This is a genomic window from Achromobacter sp. DH1f, assembly GCF_000633435.1.
Taxonomy (GTDB): Bacteria; Pseudomonadota; Gammaproteobacteria; order Burkholderiales; family Burkholderiaceae_B; genus Achromobacter; species Achromobacter deleyi.
Genome location: NZ_AYMF01000011.1, coordinates 164,480 through 180,398, shown reverse-complemented (window position 1 = coordinate 180,398; position 15,919 = coordinate 164,480). Strand labels below are relative to the sequence as shown.

Sequence of the window (15,919 nt, the reverse complement as noted above, 5' to 3'; positions counted from 1 at the left end):
ATTCAACCCCATGGTTGAACTTATGCCCTCCCCCACCCTGGATGCCGTCTTTCGCGCGCTGGCCGACCCCACGCGGCGCGAGATGCTGCGCAGCCTGGCCGGGGCGGACCGGACCATCGGTGAACTGGCCGCGCCTTTGCGCATGAGCTTTGCCGGCGCCTCCAAGCACGTGCAGGCGCTGGAACGGGCCGGCCTGCTGCGGCGCACCGTCAAGGGCCGCAACCATGTCTGCAGCCTGGAACCGGCCCCCATGGCCGAGGCCATGCAATGGCTGCGCTTCTATGAACAATTCTGGTCCGGCAAGCTGGACGCGCTGGCCGCCGCGCTCGCCGCCCACACGCCCCCGGCCAGTCCCCAAGGAGAGCAACATGAGTGAATACGGCGTCGTCACCGGCCCCGAGTCCCTGACCTTCACCCGCGTCCTGCCCGGCAGCGTCGAGCGCGTCTGGGCCTTCCTGACCGAATCCGACAAGCGCGGCCAATGGCTGGCCACCGGTGACATGGACCTGCGCGAGGGCGGCGGCGTCACCCTGCGCTTCGTGCACGCCGACCTGGCGTCCGTGGCCGAACCCACGCCCGAGCCCTACAAGCCCTACGAAAACGGGGTCACCACACACGGCGTCATCACCCGCTGCGAGCCGCCGCGGCTGCTGGCCTTCACCTGGGGCGGTTCGCGCGGCGAACCCTCGGAAGTCACGTTCGAACTGTCGCCGCAAGGCCATGACACCCTGCTGGTGCTGACCCACCGCAAACTGGCCACCCGCGAGGACATGGTCGACGTGGCCGGCGGCTGGCATGCGCACCTGGGCGTGCTGTCGGCCCGACTGGCCGGCCGCAGCCCGGGCGGGTTCTGGTCGGCGCTGCAACGCTGGGAAGCCGACTACCAGGCGCGCATTCCGGCGCGCTGACTGCCATTGGCTCGGGCCGTTGGCTCGGGCCGTTTGGCCCGGCCGCGCCGCCAGCCTGCCCGGCTGGCGCGGCCAAGTCGTTCAATAGCAACTATCACGCCCTGACGACGGATAAAAACTGGCTAAATATTGCGCTTTGCAGTAACATAAGTCCGTGATTTTTCCGCAAAAACCGGGCTTTTTTCACTCTGCGTGCCAACCCTGTGGTGGCGGGTCGGAACGGCAACCGGTTTTCTTGGGCGAAACCTACGACTGTCCCGCAGCGCATTGCAGCACCCCGCGCCGCCCGGCACTGCAGCAGACGCTCCAACCCGCTTCTTCCGGCAACGCGCCACAAGCGCCGACCCGCGACCAAGCCGCGCATCGCGCGCACACAGCCCTCGCGGCGCGAGTATCCGTCATTTCAGACATCCAATCGGGATGCCGTGGCCCCTACCCGCGCTTGCCCGGACGTTTTACGTTCAAACCGCTGGACCTGGATTTCAGGGTCCAACGCGCCCGCCGCCCCTGCGGCGCGCCTTGCCGACGGCATGGCGGCGCGTAACGATCAAGGAGTAGAAAATGGCTAAAGAAGAACTCATCGAATTGGATGGCATCGTTGACGAAGTGCTGCCCGATAGCCGCTACCGCGTCAAACTGGACAACGGCATCGAAGTCGGCGCCTACGCCTCGGGCCGCATCCGCAAGCACCGCATCCGCATCCTGGCGGGCGATCGCGTCACCCTGGAAATGTCGCCGTACGACCTGACCAAGGGCCGCATCAACTTCCGCCACAAGGACGAGCGCGCACCCGCGCCGCATCGTCCCCAGCAGTACCGCCGCTAAAACGCCCGGCTCCGGGCCGGCCTGTGCGCCGGCCCCCACCGCTTGCTTCAGCTCGGGCAGCCCTTAACCTTGCCCGCGCCCTGCCGTAGTAATGCAGAAGACCCCGGTTCATGAAAAAATGGCGCCCAGCCGCCAGGCCCGGCGGAACACGCACGAAGCAAGATGGATCTGACACAGGAATTGAAAGAAGCCGCTGACCAGCTCTCTTTGACGCGAAGACGATTCGCCAAGGGAGAAGAAGGCCTGCGCCTGCTTCATCAATCGCGCGAGGCGTTCATCAACAGCCTGCGCAACACCGGCCTGACCTACGCCGAAGCCAAGACCAAGTACGACAATTGCCTGGATGAGCAGGAAGTGCAGCTGCACGGCATGCTGGACCAGATGATGTATGCCGAGCGCATGCACCAGTTCGTGCTGCACCGCATCGCCCTGCAACAGCCGGCCGCCGCGCCGGCCGCGCCCGAACCACAGGCGCAAGCCGTCACGGCCTGACTTTCATCCCGGCGTGCCCATGCGCGCCGTGTATCAGGGCTTGAAGGCGCCGATGAAGATCGCGGGGTCGACCCGCGCATCGTTCAAGCTGACATTCCAGTGCAAGTGCGGGCCGGTTGCCCGGCCGGTGGCCCCGACTTTCCCGACCAGGCCGCCGCGGGGCACCTCGTCGCCCACCTTCACGTCGATGGCCGACATGTGGCAGAACATGCTGACAAAGCCTTGGCCATGGTCCAGGAAGACGGTCTTGCCGTTGAAGAAGTAATCCCCCACCAGCGACACCACGCCCGCGGCCGGCGCCTTGATCGGCGTGCCCGCCGGCACGGCGAAATCCAGCCCGGAATGCGGATTGCGTTCTTCGCCGTTGAAAAAACGCCGCAGCCCGAACGGGCTGGACAGGCGGCCGCCGGTGACCGGACGATCCAGCAACACGTTGCTGGGCGTGACGCCGGCGCGATAGGCGCGGTTGGCGGCGCTTTGCTCGGCCATCTCGCGCTCGATGCGCTTCATGTCGTCGGGGTCCGGGTTGACCTGGCGCGGGTTCTTCAGCGTGATGTGCTGCGCCACGTATTCCTTGGCGCGCACCGTGAAGGCTACCTGGCGCGTGGCGTTGCCGTCGCGCACCGAGATTTCCTGCGCGCCCGGCTTGACCGCCAGCGGGATGCCGACCACGGCGATCCATTGCTTGCCGTCTTCGCGCACGACCAGCACGCGGCGGTCGCGGTAGGTGACTTCCGGGGCGCGGGGGCCATCGCCCAGCGCCAGCACGGCCACGCCGCCGGGCACCGGCGCATTGAGCTTGCGGGTGATGAAGCCAGTTTGCGCGGCGGCGGCTTGCTGGGCCCGGGCCGGCAGGCCCAGGCACACGGCGGCCGCGGCCAGGCCCAGCCGCAACATGTCTCGGCGTTGCGGCATCACTGTTGCAGGCACAGGTTGGCCGGTTCGATCAGGCTCTGGTCGCGCCGCGTGATGCGGGTGGACAGGCGGGCTTCGGTCTTGCCCTTCCAGGTGGTCGTGGTCAGCACGGCCTCGACGCCCAGGCTGTCCTGCTGGATCAGTTCAAAGCCGTTGCGCACCGCCTTGCGTTCGAAATTCACGCCGATGCCCTTCCAGGCCGAGGCGACGCAATTGGTGTAGTCCTCGGCCGAGCGTTGGGTGGACCCGTAGAACACCGGATCGCGGTCGCGCACGTCTTTGACGTTGGCGCAGGCCGATACGGCGAGCAGGACGGCGGTAAGGGACAAGGCGGTACGGACCTTCATGGGACGGCTCTCTGGCTGGGGGGTAAAAAAGGGGGCGGCCAACTATACCGCAGCGTCCCCGGGGGCTGGCTGCGGGCGGCGCGCCGATTTCGGGCGGAAGGCGGCGATGACCTCGGGGCGGGTCTCGGCATAGGGACCGCCGATCAGGTCGATGCAGTAAGGAATGGCGGCAAAGATGCCCGGCACCAGCGTCGACCCGTCGTCGGCCTTCAGGCCTTCCAGCGTTTCGCGGATGGCCTTGGGCTGGCCCGGCAGGTTGACGATCAGGGCGGCGTGCGACGGCCGCTCGCGGATGACGGCGACCTGCCGCGACAGGATGGCGGTGGGCACGAAACGCAGGCTGATCTGGCGCATCTGTTCGCCAAAACCGGGCATTTCCTTGGTGCCGACGGCCAGGGTGGCCTCGGGCGTGACGTCGCGCCGGGCGGGGCCGGTGCCACCGGTGGTCAGCACCAGGTCGCAGCCGCAGGTGTCGACCAGCTCGATCAGCGTGTCGGAAATGCGGGCGGGCTCGTCGGGAATCAGGCGGTCCACCGCCTGCCAGGGCGAGGCCAGGGCGCCGCCCAGCCATTCACGCAGGGCGGGCAGGCCCTGGTCCTGGTAGGCGCCGGAAGAGGCGCGGTCGGAAATCGACACCAGGCCGATGATCAGTTCGTCGGGGTGGCGGCGGGCGATTCGGGTAGGGGTAGTCATGACAGGATGCTATCGCATTCTTTGGCGGCCGAGCCGGGCGTGGACGCGGCCCGGTGGGCCGCAGGTTGTCGCAAAAAGGGGAATCCGCGGGCACCCTCGGGTTTGCGCGCTTGTCTCGGTCATGGCGCCTGGATAACATCCGCTCACAATCCGATCCCTCACTTGAGACGCGCGCCGCGCCTTCCTGGTTCCTCATGTTCAAACGCACCCTTGGGCAGCATGCGCTGGCGGCGGCGCTGGCCCTGGCCGTCGCCGTGGCCGCCGGCTGGGGCGCCTGCCATTCGCTGGCCCTGCGGACCGGCCCGGCGCCCGCCGCATCGGCCGGCGTGTATATCCACAATCTGGGCAACACCCTGGCGGACCAGACCCGCAACCTGTCGCGCCTGAGCCAGGCGCTGCGCACCGGCGACCGGCTGGTGGTGCTGGGCTCGTCCGAACTGACCAGCACCGACCTGCGCTTCGTGCCGTACCGCTTCCTGGCCGACGAATTGCAGATGCCGGTCATGGCCTACGGCCATTCCGGTTTTCAGTCGCTGGGCATGCAGCTGGTGCTGGCCGCGCTGGCCGACGACCTGTCGCCCGCTTCGCGGGTGGTGGTGATGGTGTCGCCCGGCTGGTTCGACGGCGATGGCGGCCTGGGGCCGGACGAATTCCGCGAGCATGCCAATCCCCTGCTGCCCCGCCTGCTGCGCCAGCCTGAAGGCCGCGAGCAGGTAGCGCGCTGGCTGCGAGACAAGGGCGACGCCCGCGTCGCCTGGTCGATGGCCTCTGAACAGGCCTATGTGTTCCGCCAGCGGCTGGTCGACCTGTGGACGCCGGCCTACGCCGCGCCGGCCCCGGAAAACGAAACCGCGGGCCCCGGCGCCGCCGCCCGGGTGGTGGACTGGGATGCCCTGGCGCGCGAGGCGCAGGATGCCGAGCAGGCACAGATGGCCCGCAACCGCTACGCGGTGCGCGACGATTTCTTCGACAAGTACCTGCAAACGGTGCCGGCGGGCGGCAAGACGGCCTTCCAGCCCCAGCCGCTGACCGGCAAGGACGAACTGCGCGAGCTGGCCGCCCTGATGCAGCTGCTGCGCAACCACGGCGTGAATGCGCTCTTCGTGATGCAGCCGCTGCACCCGCTGGTGTTCAAGGATCTGGACCGCTTCACCCCGATCCAGCACGAGGTCAACGCCCTGTGCGCCCGCTACGCCATGACCTGCATGGACATGTATGGCGCCCCCTACGAGGTCGGCACCCTGCGCGACGTGCAGCACCTGGGCGAACTGGGCTGGCTGCGGGTGAACCAGCGCATCGCCGAGGTATTCCGGCCATGACGCCCCCCATTTTTCCCCTGGCCGCGGCACTGGCCGCCAAGAAGGGACCGCGATGAAGAAAACCCTGTGGCTGTGCCTGCTGTACCTGGGGCTGCTGGCGGTCATGATGATCCAGGCCGACACGTCGGCCAACCTGGGCAAGCCGATCGAGATCGAATTCCAGTATCAGAAGTTCTAGGGCTGCCGCCCGGGGCGAAGTTGCGCCAAGCAACCAGGGACAGGTCACAAATCTGTAATAATCTGGGCCTCGCCGGAACCTCTCCCCGCCCTCCATGTTCTCCCTCTTCCATGGCCTAGACCTCTGGGTCGGCCTCAGCCTTGCGCTGGCCCTGACATTCGTCCTGGCCTTCGAATTCATCAATGGCTTTCATGACACGGCGAACGCCGTCGCGACGGTCATCTACACCAAGGCGATGCCGCCGCACCTGGCGGTGGTGCTTTCCGGGATCTTCAACTTTCTGGGCGTGCTGCTGGGCGGCGTGGGGGTGGCCTACGCCATCGTCCACCTGCTGCCGGTGGAACTGCTGATCAACGTGGACACGGGGCGCGGGCTGGCCATGGTGTTCGCCATGCTGGCCGCCGCCATCGCCTGGAACCTGGGCACCTGGTATTTCGGCATCCCGGCGTCCAGCTCGCACACGCTGATCGGATCGATCCTGGGCGTGGGCCTGGCCAATGCCATGATGACCCACCTGCCCCTGGCGGACGGCGTCAACTGGGGCAAGGCGATCGACATCGGCGCCTCGCTGGTGGTGTCGCCGGTGGCGGGCTTCCTGGTGGCCGGCGGGCTGTTGCTGGCGCTCAAACGCTGGCTGCCGCTGTCCAAGATGCACAAGACGCCTGAACAGCGCCGCGCCATCGACAATAAAAAGCATCCGCCGTTCTGGAACCGCCTGGTGCTGGTGCTGTCGGCCATGGGCGTGAGCTTCGTGCACGGCTCGAACGACGGCCAGAAGGGCATCGGCCTGATCATGCTGGTGCTGATCGGCATCGTGCCGGCCAACTTCGTGCTGGACACCAACAGCACCACCTACCAGATCGAACGCACCCGCGACGCGGCCACCCACCTGTCCGCCTTCTACCAGCGCAACGAAGCCATGCTGGGCGATTTCCTGGCGCTCAAGCGCGCCGGTTCGGCGTCGGACCTGCCGCGCAATTTCCGCTGCGATCCCGAGCTGACCCTGCCCACCATCGACGCGCTGCAGGCCGACCTGCACGGCGTAAGCAACTATGCCGACCTGCCGGCGGCCAAGCGCATCGACGTGCGCCGCTACCTGCTGTGCCTGGACGACACGGCCAAGAAGGTGGCCCGCATCGAAGGCCTGCCCGCCCGTGAACGCACCGACTTGCAACGCCTGCGCGCCGACCTGACCGCCACCACCGAATACGCGCCCTTCTGGGTGATCGTGGCGGTGGCGCTGGCGCTGGGCGCCGGCACCATGGTGGGCTGGCGCCGCGTGGTGCTGACGGTGGGCGAAAAGATCGGCAAGCAGGGCATGACCTACGCCCAGGGCATGTCGGCCCAGCTGACGGCGGTGGGCGCCATCGGCCTGGCCAACGTGTTCAGCCTGCCGGTCTCGACCACGCACGTGCTGTCGTCCGGCGTGGCCGGCACGATGATCGCCAACAAGAGCGGCCTGCAGGGCGGCACCGTGCGCAACATCCTGCTGGCCTGGATCCTGACCCTGCCCGCCTCGATGCTGCTGGCGGCCGGCCTGTTCTGGGTCGGCGTGCAGATCGCCGGCTAAGGGCCAGGGCCCGCGACCGCGCGATCCGCGCGGCCGGCGCAACACTCTGGCTACCGCGCCGGGCTATGTCCGGCGCAGGCGCGCCACTACCATGGCGCCATGGCTACCTCTACCCCCACCCTGCATTACATCTATGACCCGCTCTGCGGCTGGTGCTATGGCGCCGCGCCGCTGGTGGAAGCCGCCCGCGGCATCGCGGGCCTGACGATCGCGCCCCACGGCGGCGGCATGATGACCGGCAGCAACGTGCAGCCCGTCACCGACGCGCTGCGCCGCTACGTCATGCCGCATGACGAGCGCATCGCCGGCCTGACCGGCCAGGAATTCGGCGTGGACTATACCGACGGCCTGCTGCACGACCACGGTGCGGTGTTCGATTCGGCCCCGCCCACCACTGCGGTGCTGGCCGCCGAGACGCTGGCGGGCCGCGGCCTGGACCTGCTCAAGCGGCTGCAACGCGCGCACTACGTGCAAGGCCTGCGCATCGCCGACCCCGCCGAACTGCAACGGCTGGCCGAAGATATCGGCCTGGATGCCGAGGCCTTTCGCGCGGCCTATGCGCAGGCCGACGGCGAAGCCACCGCGCGCCACATCGCCGACAGCCGGGCCCTGCTGACGCGGGTAGGCGGATCGGGCTTTCCGACGTTGGCACTGGAAATGAACGACGCCTATACCGTGCTGGAACCGGGCCGCTATCTGGGCCGTCCGTCGCAATGGCAGGCGGACCTGCGCGAGCGGCTGAAGTAAACACCGCCGGCCAAGGCCCGCTACGCAAACCCGGTTCAGCCCGAACCGACCGGGCGGCCTGCGTGGCCGCGGCCCGGCATCAGGAATCGCCGATGTCACCATCGCGCTGCAAGGCGCGGTGCATCGCCGGACGTGCGGCCAGCCGTTCGGCATAGGCCGAGAACACGGGATTTTCCGGAATCAGCTTCACCTGCATCATGAACTGCAAAGTGCCGCCCAGCACGATATCGACCGCGCTGAAGTGGTCGCCCAGGAAATAGGGCCGCGCCTGCAACACGTGCGCCACCACCTGTTCGACCTCGTCGGCCGACCCCCAGCCCATCGTCCCGCTCTGGTGCGCCGTCTTGAAGGCGCGCTCGGTCATGGCAGGTTCGAACACCCCGGTGGAATAGGCCAGCCACGTCAGATAGGGCCCGCGCTGCGGGTCGCCGATCACGGGGCCCAGGCCGGCCTGGGGATACAGATCGGTCAGGTACAGCGCGATGGCGGGGGTTTCGAAGACGGGCACGCCGTCATGCACCAGCGCCGGCACCTTGCCGTGCGGGTGGATGTCGATGTAGTCGGGTGAGATATGGCCGGAGCCGTCGCGGCGGCGGATCGACACCATCTCGGTGTCGTACGGCACGCCCAGTTCTTCCAGCAGCCAGAGTATCCGGAACGACCGCGAACGCGGCGCGTGATAAAGGGTCAGCATGGTCGGTCTCCTGGTGCCGGAAGGCACCTGTCGTTGTCCGACCATTTTGCCGCAGGCCGCCCGGCCGCGGACAGCGTCATTGCGTTGCCGCATCCGTCAAAGCATGACGAGCGGCCCACGACGTATCACGGCCCGGCAGCGCCCCCGCGCCTCAATCGCTGCCGCCCAGCGCGCGCAGTTGCGCCTTCAGGCGCCGCACTTCCTGGCTGAGGTCCAGGATCAGCGCGACGGCATCCAGGCCGGCGCCAAAATCGCGTTGCAGCCGGCGCGCATCCAGCGCACGTTGCAGGTCCACGCTGTAGAAGCGCCATTGCGCCGGCTGCGGGCCGGCAGCCTCGACGATGCCGACTTCGACCAGTTGCGCGACCCATTCCACTTCGGCGCCGCAGGCGCGGGCCAGGTCGTCGGCGGACAGCGGCTGCGATTTGCCCACCACGGTGGCGCTGGTGATGACGAGTTTCTTCATGATCAGACCCCCAGGTGGCGCCGCGGGTTGAACGGCAGGTCCTGCTGCAGCTTGCGGTAGGCCTCTTTGGCAGCCTCGGTGTCGGCGGGCGGCAGGGCAAGCTCAAGCACCAGGTACAGGTCGCCGGGCGGATCGCCCGGAATACCGCGGCCGCGCAGGCGCAGCTTGCGGCCATTGCCGGACCCGGCCGGGATCGACACTTCGACGGTGCCGCCCGGCGTGGGCGCATTGACCTTGGCGCCCAGCGCAGCTTCCCAGGGGGCGACCGGCAGCGTCATGTAGAGGTCGCGCCCTTCGGCCCGGTAGCGGGCGTGCGGCTTGAAGCGCACCTCCAGGTACAGGTCGCCGTTTTCACCCCCGCCGTAACCGGGCATGCCCTGCCCCGCCAGACGGATGAACTGGCCTTCGCGCACGCCCGGCGGAATGCGCACGCTGAGCGTGCGCGTCTGCACTTGCGGACGGCCCTGGTCATCGACCTGCATGGACCGCAGGCTGATGTCGCGCGTGGCGCCTTGCAACGCGTCTTCGAGGTCGACCTCGATGGCGGCGTGATGGTCGTCGCCGCGGGCGCGGAATTCCTGCTGCGCGCCCTGGCCTGCCGCGCGGCGGCCACGCCCGCCGAACAGCGACGAGAAGAATTCGCTGAACTGGGCTTCGTCGCCGGGCGCCGCGCCGCGGTGAAATTCGAAGCCTTCGTCCCAGCCGGGGGGCGGCTGGAAGCCGCCGCCGGGCGACACGCCCGCGGCAAGGTTGTCGTAGGCCTCGCGCTTTTCCTTGTCGCGCAGCACGTCGTAGGCTTCGTTGACGTCGCGCATGCGCGCCTCGGCGTCGCTTTCCTTGCTGACGTCGGGGTGGTATTTGCGGGCGAGCTTGCGGTAGGAACGCCGGATCTCGTCTTCGGAGGCGCCGCGCTCCACACCAAGAATGCTGTAGTAGTCCTTGAACTCCATTTTCCAGCCCATGGTTAGGGTTGCAGCCAAAGGCGGCTCGCGCCGGATTCGGCCCTGAACATAAAGAAGATAGGGGCTGGCGCCCGATTTTTCAATGCGATTCGACAAGCAGGCCGCTTCGCGCATAATTGCAGGTTACGCCCGGTCGCGCAGGCCGGGCCGGCGGCCCCGCGCCCGTTGCGCCAGGCCACCGCCAACGAACAGGAACCGATCGTGCTGGAAATCATCGACGTCGACTTCAACAACCCGGAACACGGCGCGCAAGTGCTGGCCATGCTCAACGAGTACGCCAGCGGCCCCATGGGCGGCAATTCGCCCCTGCCCGAACACGCGCAGCAGAACCTGATCCCGGAACTGGCGCGCCGCCCCACGGCGCACGCGCTGCTGGCCCGGGTCGACGGCCAGGCGGCCGGCGTGGCGATCTACCTGGAAGGCTTTTCCACGTTCGCCTGCCGTCCGCTGGTGAACCTGCACGACCTGGGCGTGTCGCCGCGTTTTCAGGGCATGGGCGTGGGCAAGCAACTGCTGGCCGCGCTGGAAACCCGCGCCCGCCAGATGGGCTGCTGCAAGATCACGCTGGAAGTGCTGGAAGGCAACGACGTGGCGCAGGGCCTGTACCGCAAGCTGGGCTTCGAAGGCTATTCGCTGGACGCAGACACCGGCCGCGCCATGTTCTGGCAAAAGAAGCTGGCCGCCTGAGCCATCACGCATTCCAATACCGGGCGCCGCCGCGGCGCCCGCCCCCAAAGGGACATTCCATGAAGATGAGCAACATTCCCTTCGGCACCACGGACTGGTCCGAAGTCGACGCCACCGAACACCCCGGCGACACCGGCATGGCCTACTGGCGCACCCGCCAGTTCGGCGACGTGCGCGTGCGCATGGTCGAATACACCGCCGGCTACCTGGCCGACCACTGGTGCAGCAAGGGCCACATCCTGTTCTGCCTGGAAGGCGAGTTGCACACCGAACTGGAAGACGGCCGCCGCTTCGTGCTGACGCCCGGCATGAGCTACCAGGTGGCCGACCAGGCCGAGCCGCACCGCTCGTCCACGGCCACCGGCGCCAAGCTCTTCATCGTCGACTGACGCGCCGGCGCGACACGCTGAATTTCAGTTGCGTTACGCTTCACCCTACGTACCCCCCTCACCGCCACACCGGAGAAGCACTTGGGCGCCCCGTTTACGCTGTTCGTCGATTCCCAGTTCCTCAGCCCCTACGCCATGTCGGCCTATGTGGCGCTGACTGAAAAACAACTGCCCTTCGAGGTGCGCCCGATCGACCTGGACGCAGGCGAACAACGCATGCAGCCGTACCAGAGCCGCGCCCTGACCGCGCGCGTGCCGGCCCTGACGCATGCCGACTTCAACCTGACCGAATCGACCGCCATCGCCGAATACCTGGAAGACCTGCATCCGGCGCCGGCCTGTACCGCGCTGTATCCGGCCGACCCGCGCGATCGCGCCCGCGCGCGCCAGTTGCAGGCCTGGCTGCGCAGCGACCTGGCCGCCCTGCGCCAGGAACGTCCCACCGAAACCGTGTTCTACGACCAGCCCGGCCAGCCCCTGTCCGACGCCGGCCACGCGGCCGCGGCCAAGCTGATCCACGTGGCCAGCGCCCTGATCGGCGCGGGCCAGGCGACGCTGTTCGACCAATGGTGCCTGGCCGATCTCGACCTGGCCGTGGCGCTGCGGCGCCTGTGGCTGGACGGCCTGCCCGATCCGCTGCGTGACTACGCGGAAGCGCAGTGGCAGCGCCCGTCGGTGCGCAAATGGCTGGAGCACAACGCAGCCGCCCGCGGCTAGCACGCGCGCCGCAGCCGCCATGCAATTGCTGGATCACGTCTCCCTGACCGTCGCCGGGCTGGACACCGCCCGGCCCTTCTACGATGCCGTCATGCAGGCGCTGGGCGCGGCCAAGGTCTACGACCGCCCCGACGCCCTGGGCTATGGCGAGCGCTGTGGTCCCGGCGACGCCGGGCACACCTACCTTTCCGTCCTGGCCGATGCCGCCGAACCCGTGGCCAGCGCGCGCCGCCACTGGTGCTTCAAGGCCGCCAGCCGCGCGGCGGTCGACGCCTTTCACGCCGCCGGGCTGGCCCATGGCGGCCGCGACGACGGGGCGCCCGGCCTGCGGCCGCACTACCATCCGCATTACTACGCCGCGTTCCTGCTCGACCCGTCCGGCAACCGCATCGAAGCCGTCTGCCACGACGCGGCCTGACGCGTCTGCAGGCCGCGGCAAGACCAAGAGGGACGGATAGTCCCCGGCGTTTGACTTGCATCAAGCCCACCCATGTTGCGACGCAACATTCATTCGGGTGTAATGGGGGGGTCAAGTCAGCTGGTTCCACTGGGAACCCGCCCGGCGGCAACCTTGCCGTCGGCAGCATCCCTACAGGAGATCGCCATGGCCGAATCAGGCAACGATCGCGTCCCCGCCCCGTCCTTCAATCCCTGGACGGCCGCCTATGAATACGCTGTGGACGCCTGGCAGCGCGCCGTGCTCTATGCCGACGTGATGCGCCAGCGCGGCAACCAATACCACGAGCACATGGCCAAGCGGGCCCCCAACGTGCTCAGCATGGAATACGAACTGGTGCTGGACGGCCGCGAGCTGGAACGGCCGGTCAATTACGGCCTGCTGCGCATCAAGCCGCCCGAAGGCGTGGTGGTCGACCCCATCAAGCGCCCCTTCCTGGTGGTGGACCCGCGCGCCGGGCACGGCCCCGGCATCGGCGGCTTCAAGCCCGAAAGCGAGATCGGCGTGGCCGTGCGGGCCGGCCACCCCTGCTATTTCGCCACCTTCCTGCCGCGGCCCATGGCCACCCAGACCGTCGAAGACGTGATGATGGCCGAGGCGCATTTCCTGGAAAAGATCATCGCGCTGCATCCGGACGCCGAAGGCAAGCCGGTAGTGGTGGCCAACTGCCAGGCAGGCTGGCAGATCATGATGACGGCTGCGGTACGCCCCGAACTGTTCGGCCCCATCATCATCGCGGGCGCGCCGCTGTCGTACTGGGCGGGCTGGCGCGGCATGAACCCGATGCGCTACGCGGGCGGCCTGCTCGGCGGCAGCTGGCTCACCGCCTTGACCAGCGATCTGGGCAACGGCACCTTCGATGGCGCCTGGCTGGTGCAGAACTTCGAAAACCTCAATCCCGCCAACACGCTGTGGTCCAAGCAGTACAACCTGTATTCCAAGGTCGACACCGAGGCCGGGCGCTACCTGAGCTTCGAGAAATGGTGGGGCGGCCACGTCTTCCTGAACGGGCCGGAAATCCAGTACATCGTCGACAACCTGTTCGTGGGCAACCGCCTGTCCACCGCCGGCCTGGTGACCTCGGACGGCATCCGCATCGACCTGCGCAACATCCGTTCGCCCATCGTGGTGTTCTGCTCCAAGGGCGACAACATCACGCCGCCGCCGCAGGCGCTGGGCTGGATCCCCGACCTGTACCAGGACGACGCCGAAGTGCTGGCGCACGACCAGACCATCGTCTATGCCGTGCATGAAAGCATCGGCCACCTGGGCATCTTCGTGTCCGGCAGCGTGGCGCGCAAGGAGCACCAGGAATTCACGTCGAACATCGACATGATCGACGTGCTGCCGCCGGGCATCTACCAGGCCGAAATCACTGACAAGACGCCGGACATGCCCAACGCCGACCTGGCCTACGGCAACTACGTGCTGTCGTTCGAGCAGCGCAAGATGGACGACGTGCGCGCCATCGTCGACCGCAAGGAAGACGACGACCGCCGCTTCAAGGCCGTTGCCCGCATCTCGGACATCAACCTGGGCATGTATCGCAGCTTCGTGCAGCCCTGGGTGCGCGCCACGGTCACGCCGCAATCGGCCGAATGGAGCCAGCGCCTGCATCCGCTGCGCCTGCCCTACGAGCTGGTGTCCGACCGCAACCCGCTCATCGCCCCGATCGCGCAGGTGGCCGAGCAGGTGCGCGAACATCGCCAGCCGGTCTCGCCCACCAACCCGTTCCTGATCGCCCAGGAGATGTTCTCGAACCTGATCGAGACCAGCCTGAACATCTTCCAGGAACTGCGCGATTCGGCCGACGAGCGCACCTTCATGAGCGTCTACGGTTCGCCGCTGGTGCAGGACCTGGCCGGCCTGGGCGGCAAGGACGGCCTGCCGCGCCGCCACCCCGGCGTGTCGCCGGAACACCGCCGCTTCATGGAAGAACGCGCCACCGAGCTGCGTTCGCTGCTGCAGGAAGGCGGCCTGCGCGTGGCCGCCATCCGCATGCTGCTGTACGTGGCCGGCGCCGAGGGCGGGCTGGACGAGCGCAGCTTCGCGCTGATCCGCAAGATGCGCGCCGAAGCGGGCAACGCCATGACGCTGCAGGAATTCAAGGACATCGTGCGCGACCAGGCCATGATGATGCGGCTGGATTCCGCCGCGGTGCTGCAGACCATGCCGCGCCTGCTGGAAGACGCGCCGCCCGACGCGATCCGCGAGGCGCTGGACACGATGAAGCACGTGCTGGAAGCCGCCGAACCGCTGAACCCGGCCGCGCGCCAGAGCCTGGCGGAAATGGAGCAGATCTTTCTGACGGCCGAACGCGCCGCGCAACGCCTTGCCGCGCCCGCCGCGCGCAAGCGCATTGCGGCCGCCCGGCAGGATGCCCCGGCCGCCGCCCTTCCCGCCAAGACCCGGCGCGCACCGGCCAAGGCCGTCAAAGCGGTTGAATCCAAGGCCAAGCCTGCCGCCCAGGCCGCCGAAGCCACCGCCAAGCCCGCTGCGAAGGCCGCTCCCAAGAAAGCCGCTGCCCGCAAGGCTGCCCCGAAAAAATCCGCCGTGAAGAAGACCACGAGCGCCCGTCAACCCGCCCAGGTCGAATCCGAATGAGTCTGCCCACCTCCACGCATTACGACAAGCTCATCGCACGCGCGCAAACGCTGGACCCTGCGCTGTGCGCCATCGCCCACCCCTGCGACGAGCCGTCGCTGTCGGCCGCGCTGGAAGCGCGCGACCTGGGCCTGTTGCGGCCCATCCTGGTGGGCCCGGAACGCAAGATCCGCGACACGGCCGCGCAGTTCAAGCTGAACCTGGGCGATGCCCGCATCGTCGATGCGCCGCACAGCCACGCCGCGGCCGAAACCGCCGTGGCGCTGGTGCGCAGCGGCGAAGCGTCGCTGCTCATGAAGGGCAGCCTGCACACCGACGAACTGATGCACGAAGTGGTGGCGCGCACCACGGGCCTGCGCAGCGGCCGGCGCATCAGCCATGTGTTCATCATGGAAGTGCCCACCTATGCCGAGCCGCTGTTCATCACGGACGCCGCCATCAACATCTTTCCCGACCTGGAAACCAAGGCCGACATCATCCGCAACGTGATCGACCTGCACCATGGTTTGGGGCTGGGCGAGCCGCGCGTGGCGATCCTGTCGGCGGTGGAACAGGTCACCCCCAGCATTCCCAGCACCATCGAAGCCGCCGCGCTGTGCAAGATGGCCGACCGCGGCCAGATCGCCGGCGGCGTGCTGGACGGCCCGCTGGCGCTGGACAACGCCATCAGCCCCGATGCCGCCCGCATCAAGGGCATTCGCTCGCTGGTGGCCGGCGTGGCCCAGGTGCTGGTGGTGCCCGACCTGGAGGCCGGCAACATGCTGGCCAAGAACCTGACCTTCCTGGCCAACGCCGAGGCCGCCGGCATCGTGCTGGGCGCGCGCGTGCCCATCATTCTGACCAGCCGCGCGGACAGCCCGCGCTCACGCCTGGCGTCCTGCGCGGTGGCCGCGATCTACGCGCACCACCTGGCCGAACAGCAGGCCCGTCCGCTCGCCTAGCGCGCCGG

20 protein-coding genes are annotated in these 15,919 nt (G+C 68.1%); 14 read left to right on the top strand and 6 right to left on the bottom strand.

All coding sequences use genetic code 11. The features are described from left to right. Nucleotides 1-10 precede the first annotated feature (10 nt). From U858_RS0111835 to U858_RS0111820, 4 genes are all read left to right on the top strand, one after another. Entirely contained in the window at nt 11-376 is a 366-nt protein-coding gene (locus tag U858_RS0111835) for a helix-turn-helix transcriptional regulator (protein WP_025137367.1), read from the top strand. Beyond that, on the top strand, nt 369-908 hold the full coding sequence (locus tag U858_RS0111830) for an SRPBCC family protein (protein ID WP_025137366.1): 540 nt from the start codon (nt 369-371) through the stop codon (nt 906-908). The genes U858_RS0111835 and U858_RS0111830 overlap by 8 nt, the downstream gene beginning before the upstream one ends. A 561-nt stretch (nt 909-1,469) precedes the next feature. Beyond that, a complete protein-coding gene (infA, locus tag U858_RS0111825; RefSeq protein WP_006221179.1) occupies nt 1,470-1,733 on the top strand; it encodes a translation initiation factor IF-1 in 264 nt (87 codons plus the stop codon). Nucleotides 1,734-1,895: 162 nt separating this feature from the next. Beyond that, nucleotides 1,896-2,225, top strand: coding sequence for a hypothetical protein (locus U858_RS0111820; RefSeq protein ID WP_025137365.1), 330 nt, complete (start codon nt 1,896-1,898; stop codon nt 2,223-2,225). Between the two features lie 33 nt (nt 2,226-2,258). Here the strand turns inward: U858_RS0111820 and U858_RS0111815 are convergent, their stop codons facing one another. Genes U858_RS0111815 through mog form a run of 3 tightly spaced genes read right to left on the bottom strand, consistent with a single transcriptional unit; the run spans nt 2,259 to nt 4,180 of the window. Beyond that, nucleotides 2,259-3,122 (bottom strand): peptidoglycan DD-metalloendopeptidase family protein, encoded by an 864-nt coding sequence (locus tag U858_RS0111815; protein ID WP_025137364.1) that lies wholly within the window; start codon nt 3,120-3,122, stop codon nt 2,259-2,261. A gap of 17 nt (nt 3,123-3,139) precedes the next feature. Continuing rightward, nucleotides 3,140-3,487: a hypothetical protein gene (locus tag U858_RS0111810; RefSeq protein ID WP_025137363.1), complete on the bottom strand. Its 348-nt coding sequence runs from the start codon at nt 3,485-3,487 to the stop codon at nt 3,140-3,142. A gap of 42 nt (nt 3,488-3,529) precedes the next feature. Next, a complete protein-coding gene (mog, locus tag U858_RS0111805) occupies nt 3,530-4,180 on the bottom strand; it encodes a molybdopterin adenylyltransferase (protein WP_051593554.1) in 651 nt (216 codons plus the stop codon). A 194-nt stretch (nt 4,181-4,374) separates the two neighbouring features. Here mog and U858_RS0111800 point away from each other — a divergent pair, with 194 nt between their 5' ends. From U858_RS0111800 to U858_RS0111785, 4 genes are all read left to right on the top strand, one after another. After that, nucleotides 4,375-5,499 carry a D-alanyl-lipoteichoic acid biosynthesis protein DltD gene (locus tag U858_RS0111800; RefSeq protein WP_025137361.1) on the top strand — a complete coding sequence of 375 codons (1,125 nt, stop codon included), beginning with the start codon at nt 4,375-4,377 and terminating at the stop codon, nt 5,497-5,499. A gap of 52 nt (nt 5,500-5,551) precedes the next feature. Further along, entirely contained in the window at nt 5,552-5,677 is a 126-nt protein-coding gene (locus tag U858_RS36365; RefSeq protein ID WP_255358783.1) for a hypothetical protein, read from the top strand. A gap of 94 nt (nt 5,678-5,771) precedes the next feature. Continuing rightward, entirely contained in the window at nt 5,772-7,247 is a 1,476-nt protein-coding gene (locus U858_RS0111790; protein ID WP_025137360.1) for an inorganic phosphate transporter, read from the top strand. 99 nt (nt 7,248-7,346) lie between these two features. Beyond that, entirely contained in the window at nt 7,347-7,994 is a 648-nt protein-coding gene (locus tag U858_RS0111785) for a DsbA family protein (protein ID WP_025137359.1), read from the top strand. A 79-nt stretch (nt 7,995-8,073) separates the two neighbouring features. Here U858_RS0111785 and U858_RS0111780 read toward each other — a convergent pair whose 3' ends face one another. The 3 genes from U858_RS0111780 to U858_RS0111770 form a co-directional block, all read right to left on the bottom strand. After that, entirely contained in the window at nt 8,074-8,688 is a 615-nt protein-coding gene (locus tag U858_RS0111780) for a glutathione S-transferase family protein (protein ID WP_025137358.1), read from the bottom strand. 151 nt (nt 8,689-8,839) lie between these two features. Continuing rightward, entirely contained in the window at nt 8,840-9,154 is a 315-nt protein-coding gene (locus U858_RS0111775; RefSeq protein ID WP_025137357.1) for a chaperone modulator CbpM, read from the bottom strand. Between the two features lie 2 nt (nt 9,155-9,156). Next, entirely contained in the window at nt 9,157-10,104 is a 948-nt protein-coding gene (locus U858_RS0111770) for a DnaJ C-terminal domain-containing protein (protein WP_025137356.1), read from the bottom strand. A gap of 213 nt (nt 10,105-10,317) precedes the next feature. Here U858_RS0111770 and U858_RS0111765 point away from each other — a divergent pair, with 213 nt between their 5' ends. The 6 genes from U858_RS0111765 to U858_RS0111740 all read left to right on the top strand — a co-directional run bounded on the left by U858_RS0111765 (nt 10,318) and on the right by U858_RS0111740 (nt 15,911). After that, the gene (locus tag U858_RS0111765) at nt 10,318-10,803 is read left to right on the top strand and encodes a GNAT family N-acetyltransferase (protein WP_025137355.1); all 486 of its coding nucleotides are present in this window, start codon (nt 10,318-10,320) and stop codon (nt 10,801-10,803) included. A 59-nt stretch (nt 10,804-10,862) separates the two neighbouring features. Continuing rightward, nucleotides 10,863-11,192, top strand: coding sequence for a DHCW motif cupin fold protein (locus tag U858_RS0111760; protein ID WP_025137354.1), 330 nt, complete (start codon nt 10,863-10,865; stop codon nt 11,190-11,192). An 81-nt stretch (nt 11,193-11,273) separates the two neighbouring features. Next, complete coding sequence (gene yfcF, locus U858_RS0111755) at nt 11,274-11,909, top strand: glutathione transferase (protein WP_025137353.1); 636 nt, start codon at nt 11,274-11,276, stop codon at nt 11,907-11,909. 19 nt (nt 11,910-11,928) lie between these two features. Next, a complete protein-coding gene (locus U858_RS0111750) occupies nt 11,929-12,327 on the top strand; it encodes a VOC family protein (protein WP_025137352.1) in 399 nt (132 codons plus the stop codon). A 186-nt stretch (nt 12,328-12,513) separates the two neighbouring features. After that, a complete protein-coding gene (locus U858_RS0111745; RefSeq protein WP_025137351.1) occupies nt 12,514-14,970 on the top strand; it encodes a DUF3141 domain-containing protein in 2,457 nt (818 codons plus the stop codon). Continuing rightward, on the top strand, nt 14,967-15,911 hold the full coding sequence (locus U858_RS0111740) for a phosphate acetyltransferase (protein ID WP_025137350.1): 945 nt from the start codon (nt 14,967-14,969) through the stop codon (nt 15,909-15,911). Before U858_RS0111745 ends, U858_RS0111740 begins: the two co-directional genes overlap by 4 nt. Nucleotides 15,912-15,919 lie beyond the last annotated feature (8 nt).

Coding starts and splice junctions, on each gene's coding strand:
- U858_RS0111835 (WP_025137367.1), top strand. CDS start 11: ATGGTTGAACTTATGCCCTCCCCCACCCTGGATGCCGTCTTTCGCGCG.
- U858_RS0111830 (WP_025137366.1), top strand. CDS start 369: ATGAGTGAATACGGCGTCGTCACCGGCCCCGAGTCCCTGACCTTCACC.
- infA (WP_006221179.1), top strand. CDS start 1,470: ATGGCTAAAGAAGAACTCATCGAATTGGATGGCATCGTTGACGAAGTG.
- U858_RS0111820 (WP_025137365.1), top strand. CDS start 1,896: ATGGATCTGACACAGGAATTGAAAGAAGCCGCTGACCAGCTCTCTTTG.
- U858_RS0111815 (WP_025137364.1), bottom strand. CDS start 3,122: ATGTTGCGGCTGGGCCTGGCCGCGGCCGCCGTGTGCCTGGGCCTGCCG.
- U858_RS0111810 (WP_025137363.1), bottom strand. CDS start 3,487: ATGAAGGTCCGTACCGCCTTGTCCCTTACCGCCGTCCTGCTCGCCGTA.
- mog (WP_051593554.1), bottom strand. CDS start 4,180: ATGACTACCCCTACCCGAATCGCCCGCCGCCACCCCGACGAACTGATC.
- U858_RS0111800 (WP_025137361.1), top strand. CDS start 4,375: ATGTTCAAACGCACCCTTGGGCAGCATGCGCTGGCGGCGGCGCTGGCC.
- U858_RS36365 (WP_255358783.1), top strand. CDS start 5,552: ATGAAGAAAACCCTGTGGCTGTGCCTGCTGTACCTGGGGCTGCTGGCG.
- U858_RS0111790 (WP_025137360.1), top strand. CDS start 5,772: ATGTTCTCCCTCTTCCATGGCCTAGACCTCTGGGTCGGCCTCAGCCTT.
- U858_RS0111785 (WP_025137359.1), top strand. CDS start 7,347: ATGGCTACCTCTACCCCCACCCTGCATTACATCTATGACCCGCTCTGC.
- U858_RS0111780 (WP_025137358.1), bottom strand. CDS start 8,688: ATGCTGACCCTTTATCACGCGCCGCGTTCGCGGTCGTTCCGGATACTC.
- U858_RS0111775 (WP_025137357.1), bottom strand. CDS start 9,154: ATGAAGAAACTCGTCATCACCAGCGCCACCGTGGTGGGCAAATCGCAG.
- U858_RS0111770 (WP_025137356.1), bottom strand. CDS start 10,104: ATGGAGTTCAAGGACTACTACAGCATTCTTGGTGTGGAGCGCGGCGCC.
- U858_RS0111760 (WP_025137354.1), top strand. CDS start 10,863: ATGAAGATGAGCAACATTCCCTTCGGCACCACGGACTGGTCCGAAGTC.
- U858_RS0111750 (WP_025137352.1), top strand. CDS start 11,929: ATGCAATTGCTGGATCACGTCTCCCTGACCGTCGCCGGGCTGGACACC.
- U858_RS0111745 (WP_025137351.1), top strand. CDS start 12,514: ATGGCCGAATCAGGCAACGATCGCGTCCCCGCCCCGTCCTTCAATCCC.
- U858_RS0111740 (WP_025137350.1), top strand. CDS start 14,967: ATGAGTCTGCCCACCTCCACGCATTACGACAAGCTCATCGCACGCGCG.